General features: G+C 67.4%; 18 protein-coding genes. 2 read left to right on the plus strand and 16 right to left on the minus strand.

The window, feature by feature from the left end; translation table 11 throughout:
• Nucleotides 1-96 precede the first annotated feature (96 nt).
• The 12 genes from DES41_RS07845 to DES41_RS07900 all read right to left on the minus strand — a co-directional run bounded on the left by DES41_RS07845 (nucleotide 97) and on the right by DES41_RS07900 (nucleotide 9,369).
• Entirely contained in the window at nucleotides 97-1,119 is a 1,023-nt protein-coding gene (locus DES41_RS07845) for a MucB/RseB C-terminal domain-containing protein (protein ID WP_342769641.1), read from the minus strand.
• Between the two features lie 28 nt (nucleotides 1,120-1,147).
• A complete protein-coding gene (locus DES41_RS07850; RefSeq protein WP_114467784.1) occupies nucleotides 1,148-1,813 on the minus strand; it encodes a sigma-E factor negative regulatory protein in 666 nt (221 codons plus the stop codon).
• Nucleotides 1,814-1,847: 34 nt separating this feature from the next.
• The gene (gene rpoE / locus DES41_RS07855) at nucleotides 1,848-2,471 is read right to left on the minus strand and encodes an RNA polymerase sigma factor RpoE (RefSeq protein ID WP_114467089.1); all 624 of its coding nucleotides are present in this window, start codon (nucleotides 2,469-2,471) and stop codon (nucleotides 1,848-1,850) included.
• Nucleotides 2,468-2,926 (minus strand): hypothetical protein, encoded by a 459-nt coding sequence (locus tag DES41_RS07860; protein WP_211332929.1) that lies wholly within the window; start codon nucleotides 2,924-2,926, stop codon nucleotides 2,468-2,470. The genes rpoE and DES41_RS07860 overlap by 4 nt, the downstream gene beginning before the upstream one ends.
• Nucleotides 2,927-2,951: 25 nt before the next feature.
• Nucleotides 2,952-4,196, minus strand: a complete 1,245-nt coding sequence (fabF, locus tag DES41_RS07865; protein ID WP_114467091.1) for a beta-ketoacyl-ACP synthase II — start codon at nucleotides 4,194-4,196, stop codon at nucleotides 2,952-2,954.
• Nucleotides 4,197-4,217: 21 nt separating this feature from the next.
• On the minus strand, nucleotides 4,218-4,457 hold the full coding sequence (gene acpP / locus DES41_RS07870) for an acyl carrier protein (RefSeq protein WP_056672556.1): 240 nt from the start codon (nucleotides 4,455-4,457) through the stop codon (nucleotides 4,218-4,220).
• A gap of 100 nt (nucleotides 4,458-4,557) precedes the next feature.
• On the minus strand, nucleotides 4,558-5,304 hold the full coding sequence (fabG, locus tag DES41_RS07875) for a 3-oxoacyl-ACP reductase FabG (RefSeq protein WP_114467092.1): 747 nt from the start codon (nucleotides 5,302-5,304) through the stop codon (nucleotides 4,558-4,560).
• On the minus strand, nucleotides 5,301-6,263 hold the full coding sequence (fabD, locus tag DES41_RS07880; RefSeq protein WP_114467785.1) for an ACP S-malonyltransferase: 963 nt from the start codon (nucleotides 6,261-6,263) through the stop codon (nucleotides 5,301-5,303). Before fabD ends, fabG begins: the two co-directional genes overlap by 4 nt.
• Before the next feature lie 52 nt (nucleotides 6,264-6,315).
• The gene (locus tag DES41_RS07885) at nucleotides 6,316-7,293 is read right to left on the minus strand and encodes a beta-ketoacyl-ACP synthase III (protein ID WP_114467093.1); all 978 of its coding nucleotides are present in this window, start codon (nucleotides 7,291-7,293) and stop codon (nucleotides 6,316-6,318) included.
• An 8-nt stretch (nucleotides 7,294-7,301) separates the two neighbouring features.
• The gene (gene plsX / locus DES41_RS07890) at nucleotides 7,302-8,354 is read right to left on the minus strand and encodes a phosphate acyltransferase PlsX (RefSeq protein ID WP_114467094.1); all 1,053 of its coding nucleotides are present in this window, start codon (nucleotides 8,352-8,354) and stop codon (nucleotides 7,302-7,304) included.
• A 112-nt stretch (nucleotides 8,355-8,466) separates the two neighbouring features.
• A complete protein-coding gene (gene rpmF / locus DES41_RS07895; RefSeq protein ID WP_005794249.1) occupies nucleotides 8,467-8,649 on the minus strand; it encodes a 50S ribosomal protein L32 in 183 nt (60 codons plus the stop codon).
• Nucleotides 8,650-8,811: 162 nt separating this feature from the next.
• Nucleotides 8,812-9,369, minus strand: coding sequence for a YceD family protein (locus DES41_RS07900; RefSeq protein ID WP_114467095.1), 558 nt, complete (start codon nucleotides 9,367-9,369; stop codon nucleotides 8,812-8,814).
• 26 nt (nucleotides 9,370-9,395) lie between these two features.
• Between DES41_RS07900 and DES41_RS07905 the strand changes: the two genes are divergently transcribed.
• Nucleotides 9,396-9,974 carry a Maf family nucleotide pyrophosphatase gene (locus tag DES41_RS07905; protein ID WP_114467096.1) on the plus strand — a complete coding sequence of 193 codons (579 nt, stop codon included), beginning with the start codon at nucleotides 9,396-9,398 and terminating at the stop codon, nucleotides 9,972-9,974.
• On the plus strand, nucleotides 9,965-10,723 hold the full coding sequence (locus DES41_RS07910) for an SAM-dependent methyltransferase (RefSeq protein WP_114467097.1): 759 nt from the start codon (nucleotides 9,965-9,967) through the stop codon (nucleotides 10,721-10,723). The genes DES41_RS07905 and DES41_RS07910 overlap by 10 nt, the downstream gene beginning before the upstream one ends.
• A 6-nt stretch (nucleotides 10,724-10,729) precedes the next feature.
• Here the strand turns inward: DES41_RS07910 and DES41_RS07915 are convergent, their stop codons facing one another.
• From DES41_RS07915 to DES41_RS07930, 4 genes are read right to left on the minus strand one after another with little or no spacing between them, the layout of a single operon-like run.
• Nucleotides 10,730-11,692, minus strand: a complete 963-nt coding sequence (locus DES41_RS07915; RefSeq protein ID WP_114467098.1) for a S49 family peptidase — start codon at nucleotides 11,690-11,692, stop codon at nucleotides 10,730-10,732.
• Nucleotides 11,693-11,706: 14 nt separating this feature from the next.
• On the minus strand, nucleotides 11,707-12,069 hold the full coding sequence (locus DES41_RS07920; RefSeq protein WP_114467099.1) for a Rieske (2Fe-2S) protein: 363 nt from the start codon (nucleotides 12,067-12,069) through the stop codon (nucleotides 11,707-11,709).
• A 19-nt stretch (nucleotides 12,070-12,088) separates the two neighbouring features.
• Nucleotides 12,089-12,748 carry an HAD family hydrolase gene (locus tag DES41_RS07925; RefSeq protein WP_114467100.1) on the minus strand — a complete coding sequence of 220 codons (660 nt, stop codon included), beginning with the start codon at nucleotides 12,746-12,748 and terminating at the stop codon, nucleotides 12,089-12,091.
• Nucleotides 12,749-12,758: 10 nt separating this feature from the next.
• Nucleotides 12,759-13,775, minus strand: coding sequence for an RluA family pseudouridine synthase (locus DES41_RS07930; RefSeq protein WP_114467101.1), 1,017 nt, complete (start codon nucleotides 13,773-13,775; stop codon nucleotides 12,759-12,761).
• Nucleotides 13,776-14,303 lie beyond the last annotated feature (528 nt).

A 14,303-nucleotide genomic window follows, 5' to 3' on the forward strand; every position in this document is an offset into this window, starting at 1 on the left:
TGGCCTGCACGCGCAGTTGTCGTCCGGCGAAGCTAGACATCGTCATCCACCTCTTTCCATCTCATGGTTCACAGGGCCTGCGCCCCATTTGCTCGTCTATTTGCGGGTGCGCTGCAGCGATGCGGCAAAGTTCTTGAGCGTGGCCGCCGGGACCTCGCCCACGGCGGTCAGCCACCAGTCCTCGCTGCGCCGCATCAGGGATTGCGTCGCGCCCATTCCCACCAGCCCCTCCTTGAGGTGGCGCTGTGCATCGTAAGGCTCCACGAACAAGGAGACCGAAGCCAGGCCGTCAGAGAAGACCCATTGCATGGTGCTGGGCGGCGTCCCTGGCTGCGGCGCGCGCTTGATGCAACTCATGGAACGAAAGCCCGGCACGGGCTCGCTGAGCGTCCAGCCTTCGGTGGCAGGATCCGTGGCCAAGGTTTCCACGCGCTCGGTACGGTAGCCGGCCGTCTTGTTCATCATGCGCGCCAGGCTTTCCAGGCGCACAGGTGCGTCGATCTGCAGTTCGGAAAAGGCGGCCTGCTCGAGCACCTTGCCGTCCACATCCAGCGTCTGTAGCTTGATCACGAGGCCGGACTTCTTCTCGGTCCAGACCCGGTAGCCGAAACGCAGCTTGTCCCTGGGCTTGAGCAACACGATGTCGGCCTCGAAACCGGCCACGCGGTCCTGGCCGAGCCGCTTGGCGCTGTAGAACTCGGCGATCGAGGTGTCGGCGGCCTGCAGCAGATTGGGAAACAAGCCCAGGGCATCGCGCTTTTCCATGCGTGCGACCTTGCTGTCCTGCAGGAAGGTGACGACATGGTCGTTGCGCCTGAAAGTGGTGCGCGGCGGGCCTGTCAACGCATCCACGCGCTCGATCTGCTGCTCGCCTTCGCAGGCATGCCAGATGCGCGCGCTGGCCAACATGGCCTCCGACGACACGACGAAGGTGCCGGTGTAGGCGCGTTTGCGAGAAGCATCGTGCATGCGCGTCAGCCATTCGCCGATGCTGCGTTGATCGGAAGCAGCCGGCGCGGCATCGACCGAGGCCGGGGCAACCTGAGCCAGCGCGGCGCAGGCGGCCAGACCAAGGGAAACCGCGGCCACCGCGGCGCGGCCAGACGACAGCATGGACATCGATAGCAAACTCACCCTTGACCGGCCATCAACGCTCCGACGCCGTGAACGTGGCGCTGCGCAGCAGGCCGGCGGGCACAGGCATCTGCAGGGCGCTGGAACTGCCCGCCTGCTTGTGCGCGGCGAGCAACTCGTCCAGGCGCGCATCGCGCAACATCACCTGTGCCTCGCCACTGGGCAGCCGCACCTCCTGCTCGACAACCTGTGGTGCCGCACTGGCCTCCAACACAGGCGCTTGCACAGCCGCCATCTGGGGCTGTGGCACGGCGGTACCGGCCCCGCCCACCACAGTCCAGGCCAGCGCGGCGACCGCGACGAAGGAGGCGCAGCCCGCCACCATCTTCCAGCGGAAACTGGCGTCGTTGGCCGGCTCGCGGCCCCGCACTGCCACGGCCACAGGCTCCGCAACAGGCTCCGCAACAGGCACGGCAACCGGGCGAGCAGGCACCAGTGGCGGCTCCTGCGCGAGCCGCGTCTGCAGGCGCGAGAGGAAGTCGGAAGAAGCATGCACGGCGGTCTGCTCGCCGCCGCGCAGCACGTCGCCGATCAGGTGGTAGGTCTGCCAGGTCGTGTGGAGCCCGTCGTGCCCGGCCTGAGGCGCAGCCATCAACTGCGCGGTCTCGTCGCCACCGAGCTCGCCGTCGGCCAACGCCGAAAGCCGTTCGTGCAGCTTCAACACTTCGTCCTGGTTCATCGTCGTCACCTGCATCACTGTTTCCGCCGCGCTGTCACCAGCGCTTGCCCGACTGGTTCTCCAGCAGGGGCTTGACCTTGGCCGAAATCGCCTCACGCGCACGGAAGATGCGGGAACGCACCGTTCCGATCGGGCAATTCATGGCTTCGGCGATTTCCTCGTAGCTGAGACCTTCGATCTCGCGCAGCGTCACGGCCTGGCGCAAATCTTCGGGCAAGGCTTCCATTGCCATGTTCACCACCGAGGAGATTTGCTTGGCCGCCAGCACGGTGTCGGGCGTCTCATGGCTGATTGGTTCGGTTTCGCCGCGGTAAGTTTCATCGTCGTCGTCACCGGAGCGCAGCGCCGCTTCCGCGACGGTGGGATCGCGCTTGAAGTCCATCAGCGTCTTCTTGGCGGTGTTGACCGCGATGCGGTACAGCCAAGTGTAAAACTGTGCATCGCCACGGAACTTCGGCAGCGCACGGTAGGCGCGGATGAAGGTTTCCTGGGCGATGTCCTCGACCAGATCCACATCGCGCACCATGCGGGCGATGAGCCGCTGGATGCGGCGCTCGTACTTGAGGACCAGCAATTCGAAGGCACGCTGGTCGCCAGCGACCGCGCGCTCGACCAGCAGCAGGTCGCTGTCGCCCCCCGTGGGCGGGGTACCGCTCACGGATGGGGCTCCGGCACTGTCGATGGGGCAAGGCTTCGCTGGTACAAGGCGCGGCGCAGATCGCGCCAGCGCGACGGCGCGGCCACACACGCCAGCCAGCGCCACTGCACACGGCCGGGCGCCCCCGTCATGCGCACGAGCACGGCCGATTGCAGGTCCAGGTGCAGGGCGACGCTCACCGCGTGCTCATCCGCCTGCGCGGCATCGTCCGGCAACCACCACCAGGCTTGGCCATCCCAGCGCAACTGGCCAGCACGCATGCCGCGCCACTGCAGAAAGATGACGGCGGCCGCGAGCAGCCAGCTGGCCCCGATGGCGGCCAGCGCCGCGGCCGGCAGACCAGAGGCCCAGCCATAGAGGCAAGGAGCTGCCGGCGCCAGGCACATCCATGCCAGCGCACGGCCGGCACGCGCAGACCGCGGCACCGGAAAACGGACCGCCGGAGCGCTGTGCATGCCGAACAGGAAGGTCGCGGATGGCTCAGACGCGCTTGAACACCAGCGAGCCGTTCGTGCCGCCAAAGCCGAAGTTGTTCTTCAGCGCCACATCGATGCGTGCATCGCGGGCGGTGTTGGCGCAGTAGTCCAGGTCGCACTCCGGGTCCGGATCGGTCAGGTTGATCGTCGGAGGAATCTTCTGGTGGTGCAGTGCCAGGATCGTGAACACGCTCTCGATGCCGCCCGCGCCGCCCAGCAGATGGCCGGTCATGGACTTGGTCGAGTTGATCGCCAGCTTGTAGGCGTGCTCGCCGAACACCGCCTTGACGGCGTTGGACTCGTTCACGTCGCCCAGCGGCGTGGAGGTGCCGTGCGCGTTCAGGTGCTGGACCTGGTCGGGGTTCAGGCCGGCGTTGCGCAGCGCCATCTGCATGGAGCGGCGCGGGCCGTCCACGTTGGGCGCGGTGATGTGGTACGCGTCGCCCGTCATGCCGAAGCCCACGAGTTCAGCGTAGATCCTGGCGCCACGGGCCTTGGCACGCTCGTACTCCTCGAGCACGACCACGCCTGCGCCCTCGCCCAGCACGAAGCCGTCGCGGCCCTTGTCCCAGGGACGCGATGCGGCCTTGGGATCGTCGTTGCGCGTGCTCAAGGCGCGCGCGGACGCGAAACCGGCAATGCCCAGCGGCGAGACCGTGGACTCGGCACCGCCGGCCACCATCACATCCGCATCGCCCGACTCGATCATGCGGGCCGACAGGCCGATCGCGTGCAAGCCGGTCGTGCAAGCCGTGACCACGGCGATGTTCGGGCCCTTGAAGCCGTACTTGATCGAGACGTGGCCGGAAATCATGTTGATGATCGAGGCCGGCACGAAGAACGGTGACACCCGGCGCGGGCCGCGGTTCACCAATTCGGCGTGGGTCTGTTCGATCATGGGCAAGCCGCCGATGCCCGAGCCGATGTTGCAGCCGATGCGCGTGGCCTCTTCCTCGCCCAATGCGTCACCCGTGGGCAGTCCGGAATCCACGACCGCCTGGCACGCGGCCGCGATGCCCAGGTGCATGAAGCGGTCCATGTGGCGCGCTTCCTTGTCGGGGATGTAGCTGGCGACGTCGAAGCCCTTGACTTCACCTGCGAATTTGCAGGCCAGGTTGCTTGCGTCGAAGCTCTGGACCAGATCGATGCCGGACTGGCCGGCCAGCAAGGCCTGCCAGGACGACTCCACCGTTGCTCCAACCGGGCTCAGACAGCCCAGACCTGTGACGACGACACGACGACGCGACATAAGCGGCGGTTCCCTTCGGCCTCAGGCCTTCTGGTGGCTGTTGGCGTAATCGATGGCGTTCTGCACCGTGGTGATCTTCTCGGCGTCTTCATCGGGGATCTCGATGCCGAACTCGTCTTCCAGTGCCATCACCAGTTCGACGGTGTCGAGCGAGTCGGCGCCCAGATCGGCAACGAACGACTTCTCGTTCGTGACCTGGGACTCCTCCACACCCAGTTGCTCGGCAATGATCTTCTTGACGCGTGCTTCGATATCGCTCATGGTTCCCTCTTAGGGTTTGTAAAGAATCGGTGATTTTAGCGAGGCGGCTTGCCCGGCACTTGTCCCCCGCTGCGCAGGGAATCGGCCGGCCGTCCCATCGCTACATGTACATGCCGCCGTTGACGTGCAGTTCCTGCCCCGTCACGTAGGCCGCCTCGGGTGAGGCGAGATAGGCCACGGCATGGGCCACATCGGATGGCTTGCCCAGTTGGCCCAACGGGATCTGGCCGAGCAGCGCCTTGTGCTGCTCGTCCGAGAGCTTGTCGGTCATGTCGGTGGCGATGAAGCCCGGTGCGACACAGTTGACCGTGATGCCGCGCGAGCCAAGCTCGCGCGCCAGTGCGCGCGTCATGCCGGCGACACCGGCCTTGGCGGCCGCATAGTTGGCCTGGCCCGGGTTACCGGACGCACCCACGACCGAGGTGATGTTGACGATGCGCCCGTAGCGCTGCTTCATCATCGTGCGCATGACGGCGCGGCTCATGCGGAACACAGCCTTGAGGTTGGTGTCCAGCACGGCATCCCAGTCCTCGTCCTTGAGTCGCATGGCCAGCATGTCGCGCGTGATGCCCGCGTTGTTGACCAGCACGTGCAGTGCGCCGTGCTCCTTGGCGATGGCGTCGACCAGCGCTTCGCCGGCTTTGGCATCGTTGACATCCAGCACGCGGCCGCTGCTGCCGGCGTGTGCGGACAACGCCTGCGTGATGTGGGCGGCGCCCCCTTCGCTGGTGGCCGTGCCGACGACCTTGAAGCCGCGCTGTGCAAGGTCCAGCGCAATGGCGGCACCAATGCCGCGCGAGGCGCCGGTGACCAGCGCGACCTGTTCGGAAATGGCGGGTGCGCTCATGCCGTCGTTCCTTCGAGCTGTGTCTTGGCCTGGGCCAGCGTGGCGGGGTCGTAGACGGCGCCCGAGGCCAGTTCGGCGTCGATGCGCTTGACGAGGCCGGCCAGCACCTTGCCAGGGCCGCACTCGAGCAGCGTGCCGATGCCGCGCGCCTTGATGGCCTGCACGCATTCGACCCAGCGCACCGGGCCAAAGGCCTGGCGGTACAGCGCGTCGCGGATTGCGTCGGCGTCCTGCTGCACGGCCACGTCGATGTTGTTGACCACGGGAATCTGCGGCGCTGCCAGCGTCAAGCTGGCCAGGCGTTCGCGCAGACGCTCTGCGGCCGGGCGCATCAGGCTGGAATGGAACGGTGCGGACACCGGCAGCGGCAGCGCGCGCTTGGCGCCCTTGCTCTTGAGCAGCTCGCAGGCCTTCTCGACCGCCAGCTTGCTGCCGGCGATCACGGTCTGGGCCGGATCGTTGAAGTTGACGGCTTCGACCACTTCACCGGCCTGGTTCAGCGCGGCCTGCGCCTCGGCGCAACCGGCGGCGACCTGAACACTGTCCATGCCCAAGATGGCGGCCATCGCGCCGGCGCCCACGGGCACGGCTTCCTGCATGGCCTGGGCACGGAAGCGCACCAGCGGCGCGGCCTGGGCCAGCGTCAGCACGCCAGAGGCGACCAGCGCCGAATACTCGCCCAGCGAGTGACCAGCAACGACGGCCGGCACCAGTCCGGTCTCGGCGATCCAGGCACGGTACGCGGCCACGCCTGCCACCAGCATCACGGGCTGGGTGTTGGTGGTCAGCGCCAGGGCCTCCTTGGGGCCGTCGTGGATCAGCTTGGCGACGTCTTCGCCCAGCGCTTCGGAAGCTTCAGCCAGCGTCTGGGCCACGGTGGCGTGGCCCTGCCAGCCGTCCAGCATGCCGACGGCCTGCGAGCCCTGGCCCGGAAAAACAAATGCGAATGGTGTGGTCATGGCGTGGAAGGCGCGCGGGTGCTTTGGCAGGCACCCCGCATGCACGGTTTCCTCAGAAGTTCAGCAGGACGGCGCCCCAGGTGAAGCCACCGCCGACACCTTCGAGCATCAACAGGTCACCCTTCTTGACCTGGCCCTGGCGCACGGCGTGGTCCAAGGCCAGCGGAATCGAGGCCGCCGACGTATTGCCATGCTGGTCCACCGTGACGACGAGTTTGTCCAGCGGCAGCTTCAGCCGCTTGGCCGTGCTCTGCATGATGCGGATGTTGGCCTGGTGCGGAATCAGCCAGTCGATCTGGTCCTGCGTCTTGCCGGCCTTGGCCAGCGTGGCGCGTGCCGCGTCCTCGAGCACGCCAACGGCGAGCTTGAACACGGCCTGGCCGTCCATCTTGAGCAGCGGGTCGCCCAGCACCGCGCCGCCGGACACATGGCCAGGCACGCACAGGATGCCGACATGCTTGCCATCGGCGTGCAGGTCGCTGGCCAGGATGCCGGGCGTCTCCGACGCCTCCAGCACCACGGCGCCTGCACCGTCGCCGAACAGCACGCAGGTCGTACGGTCGCTGAAATCCAGGATGCGCGAGAACACCTCGGAGCCGACCACCAGCGCGCGCGTGGCATTGCCGGCGCGGATCATCGCGTCGGCCACGGTCAGCGCATAGACGAAGCCGCTGCAAACCGCCTGCACGTCGAAGGCCGGGCAACCGGCGATGCCGAGCTTGTGCTGCAGGATCGCGGCAGCCGAGGGAAACACCATGTCCGGCGTGGACGTGGCGACGATGATGAGGTCGATCTGCTGCGGCGCGATGCCAGCGGCTTCGATGGCCGCCTGTGCGGCCGGCACGGCCAGGTCGCTGCAGTTGACGTCCGGCGCGGCGAAGTGCCGCGCCCGGATGCCGGTGCGCTCGACGATCCACTCGTCGGAGGTCTCGACACCCTTGGCCGCCAGTTCGGCGGCCAGGTCGGCGTTGCTCAGGCGGCGCGGCGGCAGGTAGCTGCCGGTCCCCGTGATGCGGGAATAGGTGGGCATGGATGTTGTCAGTGGTGGGCTGCCAACTCGGCCGGCACCGGCGCACCGGTGTCCACGGCCTGCTGCGGTGCGGTCTTGGCGATGCGGGCCTGAACCTGCTCCAGCAGCTTGTTGCGCGCCGCATCATAGCCGCGGTTCAGCGCCTGCTCGAAGGCGAAGGCGTCGGCCGAACCGTGGCTCTTGAACACCAGGCCGCGCAGGCCCAGCAGCGCTGCGCCGTTGTAGCGCCGGTGGTCGAGCCGGCCCTTGAGCGCCTGCAACACCGGGTATGCGACCAGGGCTGCCGCCTTGGTCCAGATGCTGCGCGAGAACTCGGCCTTCAAGAAGCCGCTGATCATCGAGGCCACGCCTTCGCTGCTCTTGAGTGCGACATTGCCGACGAAGCCGTCGCAGACGACGATGTCCGTCGTGCCCTTGTAGATATCGTTGCCCTCCACGTTGCCGTGGAAGTTCAGGTGGCCGGCGGCATGCGCGGCCTGGAACAGTTCGCCAGCCTGTTTGATGACTTCGCTGCCCTTGATCGTCTCTTCGCCGATGTTGAGCAGGCCGACCGTGGGCTCGTCATGCCCCTTGAGCACGGACACCAGCGCCGCGCCCATGAGGCCGAACTGCAGCAGGTGCTCGGCCGTGCAATCGACATTGGCGCCCAGGTCGAGCACCGTGGTGGCGCCACCGCGCGCATTGGGCAACTGGGTCGCAATGGCAGGCCGGTCGATGCCGGGCACGGTCTTGAGCAGGTAGCGCGCGATCGCCATCAGCGCGCCGGTGTTCCCGGCGGACACGGCCACATCGGCCGCCTTGTCCTTGACCTGGGCAATTGCCACGCGCATGGACGAATCGCGCTTCTTGCGCAGCGCGACTTCCACCGGGTCGTCCATGCCCACGACTTCGCTGGCCGGAACGGCGCGCGCACGCGGGTGCGAGAAGTCCTTCAAGGCCTCGGGCAGGCCGACGAGCAACAACTGCGCATCAGTATGTGCGGCCAGAAAAGCCTGGCACGCCGGCAGCGTGATGCCGGGGCCATGGTCACCCCCCATACAGTCGACAGCCACAGTGATCATGGGCGCGACTGTACGTCTACGGGACGCACGAATTCGAGAGAAAAGTGAACGGTCACCAAAACAAAGGCCCGTCGGCTACGCGAGGCAGCCACGGGCCTTGTGGGCGAAACGATCAGGCTTCGGACTTGTTCTTTAGCACCTGGCGGCCACGGTAGAAGCCGTTGGGGCTGATGTGGTGGCGCAGGTGGGTTTCGCCAGTGGTGGGTTCCACGGCGATGCCGGGCACGTTCAGTGCATTGTGCGAACGGTGCATGCCGCGCTTGGACGGCGATTTCTTGTTTTGCTGGACTGCCATGCTTGGCTCCTTGGGTCAAAAGTAGAGGTTTGCGGGGACCGCGACCCGGAAACTCTCTTCGAAAGGAGATATCTGGAGCGATCTGGCCGACGTTATGCCCAGTATCACCTGGGCCCGCGGCACGCGAAGCCGGCCATTATAGCCCGGCCGAAAGCGTTCCGGCTAGTGGTCGTTTGCGCCGGGCTTGCGCTTGATGTCAGCCAGGACGCCGAACGGATTCGGCTTGTCGGCTTCGGCCCGGGCGAAACCGGGGTCGGCCACCTCCATCGGCACCGCGTTCGGGCAGATGTCATGGCGCGGCACCAGCGGCAGTGCCATCAACAACTCGTCCTCGACCAATGCTTGCAGATCGAAGGCGGGGTCCAGCACGAGCACGTCCTCGTCGGCATCCTCGTCCTCGCGCGCAGCCTGGGCCTCGTCGGCCACGAAACGGAACCAGCGGTCCACGCTCAGGGGTTCGTCGACCGCTTCCAGGCAGCGCTGGCAGGTCAGCGGCACATCGGCCTCGGCCACCAGATGCAACCAGATCTGCGGCGCCACGCCGGCCGACTGGCGCAGCTTGCCAACGGCATGCCAGCGCACGGGATGGTCGGCGCCACGGCCTTCGGCTTCTTGAAACAAGCGCGGATAGTCGACGAGACGGTCTTCCTGCTGCCGCTCGCCGTCCGATTGGGCGAAGGCCTTGATGTCCAGGCCACGTGCCTGCTTGGGGGCTGTCATGCGGGGCAGTGTAAGAGAATCGTGCCATGCCACGCCTCATCCTGGGATCGACCTCGCCCTACCGCCGCGAACTGCTGACACGCCTGCGCATCGCCTTCGACGTGGTGGCGCCCGAGGTCGACGAAACCCCGCTGGCCGGCGAAGCGCCGGCCGATCTCGCCCGCCGCCTGGCCCTCGCCAAGGCCCACGCCGTTGCCACCCAACACCCCGACGCCGTGGTGATCGGCTCGGACCAGGTCGCCGATCTGCATGGCCAGCCGCTCGGCAAGCCCGGCGACCACGCACGCGCCACCGCCCAGTTGCGCGCCATGCGCGGGCAGACCGTGGTGTTCCAGACCGCACTGTCGGTCGTGCATGCCGCGCAAAGCTTCGCGCAGACAGCCTTGGTGCCCGTGCAGGTGCGTTTCCGTGACCTGGAAGATGCCGAGATCGAGGCTTACCTGCAGGCCGAGCAGCCCTACGACTGCGCCGGCAGCGCCAAGAGCGAAGGCCTGGGCATCGTGCTGCTGGACGCCATCACCAGCGACGACCCGACCGCTCTGATCGGCCTGCCGCTGATCCAGACCAGCCGCATGCTGCGCGCCGCCGGCGTGAAATTGCTGTGAACGGCCGCCTGTACCTGGTGCCGGCACCGCTGGACTTCGGCTGCGCCGAACAGGCGCCGCTGCAGGACGCGGTGCCGCTGGGCACGCTGCAGGTCGCAGCCCGTCTGTCGCACTGGATCTGCGAGAACGCCAAGAGCACACGCGCCTACCTCAAGCGCATCGACGGCGTCGTGCCGCTCGCCACGCCGCTGCAGCAACAGGTGATGACCGAGTTGCCGCGCGAAGTGCACAAGAAGGGCGACCACGGCCCGGGTTTCGACGCGACACCGCTGCTGGCGGCCGCGCTGCAGGGCCATGACATCGGGCTTGTCAGCGAGGCCGGCATGCCTGCCGTCGCCGATCCGGGGAGTTCGGTGGTGCGCGCTGCCCATGCCCTGGGTGTGGCGGTGGTTCCCCTGGTCGGCCCCAGCGCGCTGCTGCTGGCGCTGGCGGCCAGCGGGCTCAACGGCCAGAACTTCGCCTTTGTCGGCTACCTGCCACAGGATGCCGAGGCCCGCAGCGAACGCGTACGCCAGCTCGAGGCCCTCGCGCTCAAGACGGGCCAGACGCAGTTGTGCATCGAAACGCCGTACCGCACGGAGACGCTGCGCCGTGCCCTTGTGCAAACGCTGCAGCACAACACGCGGCTGGCCATCGCCACCGGCCTGACGCTGGACCAGGCCAACATCCTGAGCAGGACCGTGAAGGTATGGCGCCAACATGCCGAGCCTTTGCCCGACGTCCCAGCCGTCTTTGCGATCGGCCGCTGAGCGGCCTCAGCGCAGCGCGGGCACCGACTGGACGGCACGCATGGCGCCCTCGCCCATGGCCGCGCCGAAGCGCTTGGCCAGGCGTTCGGCCACGTTTTCACGGCGCGTGTAGTCCACGATCTCTTCGGCCTTGACCACGTCGCGCGCCACATAGTCCAGGCTGCCCAGCTGGTCCGCCAGGCCCATCTGCACAGCCTGCTCGCCGCTCCAGAACAGGCCGCTGAAGGTCTCGGGCGTTTCCTTGAGCCGGTCGCCACGGCCCTTCTTGACCACGCCGATGAACTGCTGGTGGATGGTGTCCAGCATGTTCTGCGCCAGCGCGCGCTGGGTCTCGCTCATCGGGCTGAACGGGTCGAGGAAACCCTTGTTGGCGCCCGCCGTCAGCAGCCGGCGCTCCACGCCCAGCTTGTCCATGAGGCCGGTGAAGCCGAAGCCGTCCATCAGCACGCCGATGCTGCCCACGATGCTGGCCTTGTCGACGAAGATCTTGTCGGCGCCGACGGCGATGTAGTAAGCGGCCGAGGCGCAGGTCTCCTCCACCACGGCATAGACCGGCTTGTTGTGCTTGGCCTTGAGCCGCAAGATCTCGTCGTTGATCATGCCGGCCTGCACCGGGCTGCCGCCCGGGGAGTTGATCAGCAGCACGACGGCCTGCGCGCCCTGGTCCTCGAAGGCGCTGCGCATGGCGGCCACGATGGATTCGGCGCTGGCATCGGCACCGGAAGCGATCTCGCCCTTGATCTCGACCACAGCGGTGTGCGTGGACGAGGTGTCGGTCGTCGGCGCGGCACGCAGCAGCAGCAGCCAGGCCAAAGCCACGAAGAAGCCCAGCCAGGCCAGCCGCGTGAAGATCTTCCAGCGGCGGGCGGCGCGCTGTTCCTTCAGCGAAGCGAAAGCCAGCCGCTCCAGCAGGCTGCGCTCCCATTGCGGATCGGTCGGGGGGGGGCCCGAGGGGTGCGGTTCACTCATGGCGTTTCAGATGACTAGAAGAAAACGGGTTGCAACTGGGGCCCAGTATGCCAATGGACCACGCCGTCGGATTCTGACAACGCGATCTTGACCAGGCCGCCGCGGCACGGACCACCGCCGCAGGCCCCGGAATCGGGCCGGTAGGCGGCGCCGTGGGTGGCGCACAGCAGCCAGTCGCCGCTGTCGTCGAAGAAGCGGTTGGGCTGGTAGTCGAGCTCCATGGCCACGTGGGTGCAGCGGTTCAGGTAGGCATGGGCCTGGCCGCGCCAGCGCACGGCGAATGCGCGGCAGGTCTGGCCTTGGTACAGCACATCGAAGGGCACGGCGTCCCCGCCCTCGGACAGGTCACGGGAGTTGCACAGGGCAACGCGGTCCATGGCGGCTTGCTTGCCAGCTTCAGCCCGGCGCCAGCAGCCAGTCGTGCAGTTCGCGGACCGAATGGGCCACGAACAGCGGCTGCAACGCAGCGAACTCACCATGGGGATGCGCCCCATAGCCGACCCCCACGCTGGGGCAGCCGGCGTTCAGCGCCATCTGCAGGTCATGCGTGGTGTCGCCAACCATGAGCGTGCGCCCGGGCGCCACATCGAACTCGCGCATGAGCTCGTTCAGCATGCGCGGATGCGGCTTGCCAGCGGTCTCGTCGGCCGTGCGCGAACTGTCGAACAGGCCTTGCAGCTCCACCACGCGCAGCGCTTCGTCCAGGCCGCGGCGCGACTTGCCGGTGGCCACGGCGAGCAGAATCTGCTGCTGCTTGAGCGCGCGCAGCAACTCCAGCACGCCGGAGAAGAGCACGATGTCGTTCTGGTGCTGCATGTAGTGCACACGGTAACGCGCTGCCAGATCGGGGTAGCGTTCGGGCGGCACGTCCGGCGCGGCATGGGCGAGAGCCTGCGGCAGCGCCATGCCGATCACGAAGGAAGCTGCGGTGTCCGTGGGCACGGTGCCGCCGACATCGCGCACCGCCTCCTGGATGCAGCGCGTGATGATGGCCGTCGAATCGAACAGGGTGCCGTCCCAGTCGAAGGCGATCAGGTCAAAGCGTCTGGCTTGCATGCGGCGATTGTCACCCCTGCCCCGTGACAGCCGCCCGGCACGCGCTCAGAAAACCGGCCAGTTCGGCCGGCAATGCGGCCTCCAGCTGCACCGTCTCGCCGCTGGCCGGGTGTGTGAGCCGCAACCGCCAGGCGTGCAGGAACATGCGCGACAGGCCCTGGCGAACCAGCACCTTGTTCAGCGCGAAATCGCCGTACTTGTCATCGCCCGCAATCGCATGGCCCTCGCTGGCCAGGTGCACGCGGATCTGGTGCGTGCGGCCGGTCTTGATGGTCACCTCCAGCAGGCTGTAATCGGCAAAGGTCTCGACCACCCGGACCAGCGTGATCGAGCGCATGCCCTGCGGATCGTCGGCGGCCGCGATGCGCACGCGGCGCTCGCCCTCCGTGCCCGGCCTGCCGGGCAGCAGGTAGCGCACCAGCGGCTTGTCCAGCACCTTGCGCTTGGCTGGCCACTGCCCCAGCGCCAGTGCCAGGTAGGTCTTGCCGGTCTCGCGCTCGCGGAACTGGTCCTGCAGGTGCTTGAGGGCGCTGCGCTTCTTGGCCACCAGCAGCACGCCCGAGGTCTCGCGGTCCAGCCGGTGCACAAGTTCCAGCATGGGCGCGCCGGGCCGGGCCATGCGCAACTGCTCGATCACGCCGAAGTCCACGCCGCTACCGCCGTGGACGGCCACGCCGGCCGGCTTGTCGATGGCCAGGAAGGCCTCGTCCTCGTACAGCACGGGAAAGCTGCGGGCCGGCGTGCTGCGGGCCATGGCCTCGGCCTTTTCTTCGGCGCGCTCGGACAGGCGCAGCGGCGGCAGCCGCACGCTGTCGCCCAGCGCCAGCCGCGTGGCGGCATCGGCGCGACCCTTGTTCACGCGCACTTCGCCGCTGCGGATGATGCGGTAGACATGGGTCTTGGGCACGCCCTTGAGCACGCGCAGCAGGTAGTTGTCGAGCCGCTGGCCCTCTGCATCGGGGCCGATTTCAACGAGCTTTGCAACCGGCGCCGACACCTCCTGCGCTGCACCTATAATATTTTTCACCAGCGCCTCGGCCTAAGTGCTTGATAAGACACGAGTTTAGAGCACGACTCCGAACCGCTGGGAGGCGATGCCACTTGCAGGCGTCGGCTGCAGACCCCGGGCCCGAGCGGCCTCTGGTGGCGGCCGGTGGCTTTCGAGGCGGGCTGACGCAATTGAAACCCTGATACGGAATACCCCAAACCGGCCTGGCCGGGCTGCCCACGGCAGCGAAGCCAGGCTGGCGGATCAAAGCAAGAACATGGTGTGGAGGCTCCCTTCCCGAACCTGCCAGCCCGGGCGAGCGCCCGCGCGGCCAGGGTCGCGCGCGAGCCACGCACCGCCCCGGCCCGCCTGTCCGACCGCAGCACCCGCGGCCCGGACAGGCCCTGCACAGCCCTTGCTCCATCCACGCGCCCATGCCCATTGCGCGAGCCCGATGGCTCGTGAGTGACGGCTCTCCGGCAATTCCCTTCGTTTCAAGCGCGTTCGTTCAGGCATCAACCAGGTTCCCACGGAACCACGACGTTTTGACGACACACCGGGCTCCAA

Origin of the sequence: Pseudorhodoferax soli (genome assembly GCF_003337555.1) — a bacterium.
Lineage (GTDB): Bacteria > Pseudomonadota > Gammaproteobacteria > Burkholderiales > Burkholderiaceae_C > Pseudorhodoferax > Pseudorhodoferax soli.

What these genes read in the sequence shown, in the direction of transcription:
- acpP (WP_056672556.1), bottom strand. Translation starts at nt 4,457, where the DNA reads ATGAGCGATATCGAAGCACGCGTCAAGAAGATCATTGCCGAGCAACTG.
- DES41_RS07900 (WP_114467095.1), bottom strand. Translation starts at nt 9,369, where the DNA reads ATGACAGCCCCCAAGCAGGCACGTGGCCTGGACATCAAGGCCTTCGCC.
- fabF (WP_114467091.1), bottom strand. Translation starts at nt 4,196, where the DNA reads ATGTCGCGTCGTCGTGTCGTCGTCACAGGTCTGGGCTGTCTGAGCCCG.
- plsX (WP_114467094.1), bottom strand. Translation starts at nt 8,354, where the DNA reads ATGATCACTGTGGCTGTCGACTGTATGGGGGGTGACCATGGCCCCGGC.
- rpmF (WP_005794249.1), bottom strand. Translation starts at nt 8,649, where the DNA reads ATGGCAGTCCAGCAAAACAAGAAATCGCCGTCCAAGCGCGGCATGCAC.
- DES41_RS07920 (WP_114467099.1), bottom strand. Translation starts at nt 12,069, where the DNA reads ATGGACCGCGTTGCCCTGTGCAACTCCCGTGACCTGTCCGAGGGCGGG.
- DES41_RS07915 (WP_114467098.1), bottom strand. Translation starts at nt 11,692, where the DNA reads ATGAGTGAACCGCACCCCTCGGGCCCCCCCCCGACCGATCCGCAATGG.
- DES41_RS07850 (WP_114467784.1), bottom strand. Translation starts at nt 1,813, where the DNA reads ATGAACCAGGACGAAGTGTTGAAGCTGCACGAACGGCTTTCGGCGTTG.
- DES41_RS07925 (WP_114467100.1), bottom strand. Translation starts at nt 12,748, where the DNA reads ATGCAAGCCAGACGCTTTGACCTGATCGCCTTCGACTGGGACGGCACC.
- fabD (WP_114467785.1), bottom strand. Translation starts at nt 6,263, where the DNA reads ATGACCACACCATTCGCATTTGTTTTTCCGGGCCAGGGCTCGCAGGCC.
- DES41_RS07885 (WP_114467093.1), bottom strand. Translation starts at nt 7,293, where the DNA reads ATGCCCACCTATTCCCGCATCACGGGGACCGGCAGCTACCTGCCGCCG.
- fabG (WP_114467092.1), bottom strand. Translation starts at nt 5,304, where the DNA reads ATGAGCGCACCCGCCATTTCCGAACAGGTCGCGCTGGTCACCGGCGCC.
- DES41_RS07860 (WP_211332929.1), bottom strand. Translation starts at nt 2,926, where the DNA reads ATGCACAGCGCTCCGGCGGTCCGTTTTCCGGTGCCGCGGTCTGCGCGT.
- DES41_RS07845 (WP_342769641.1), bottom strand. Translation starts at nt 1,119, where the DNA reads ATGTCCATGCTGTCGTCTGGCCGCGCCGCGGTGGCCGCGGTTTCCCTT.
- DES41_RS07905 (WP_114467096.1), top strand. Translation starts at nt 9,396, where the DNA reads ATGCCACGCCTCATCCTGGGATCGACCTCGCCCTACCGCCGCGAACTG.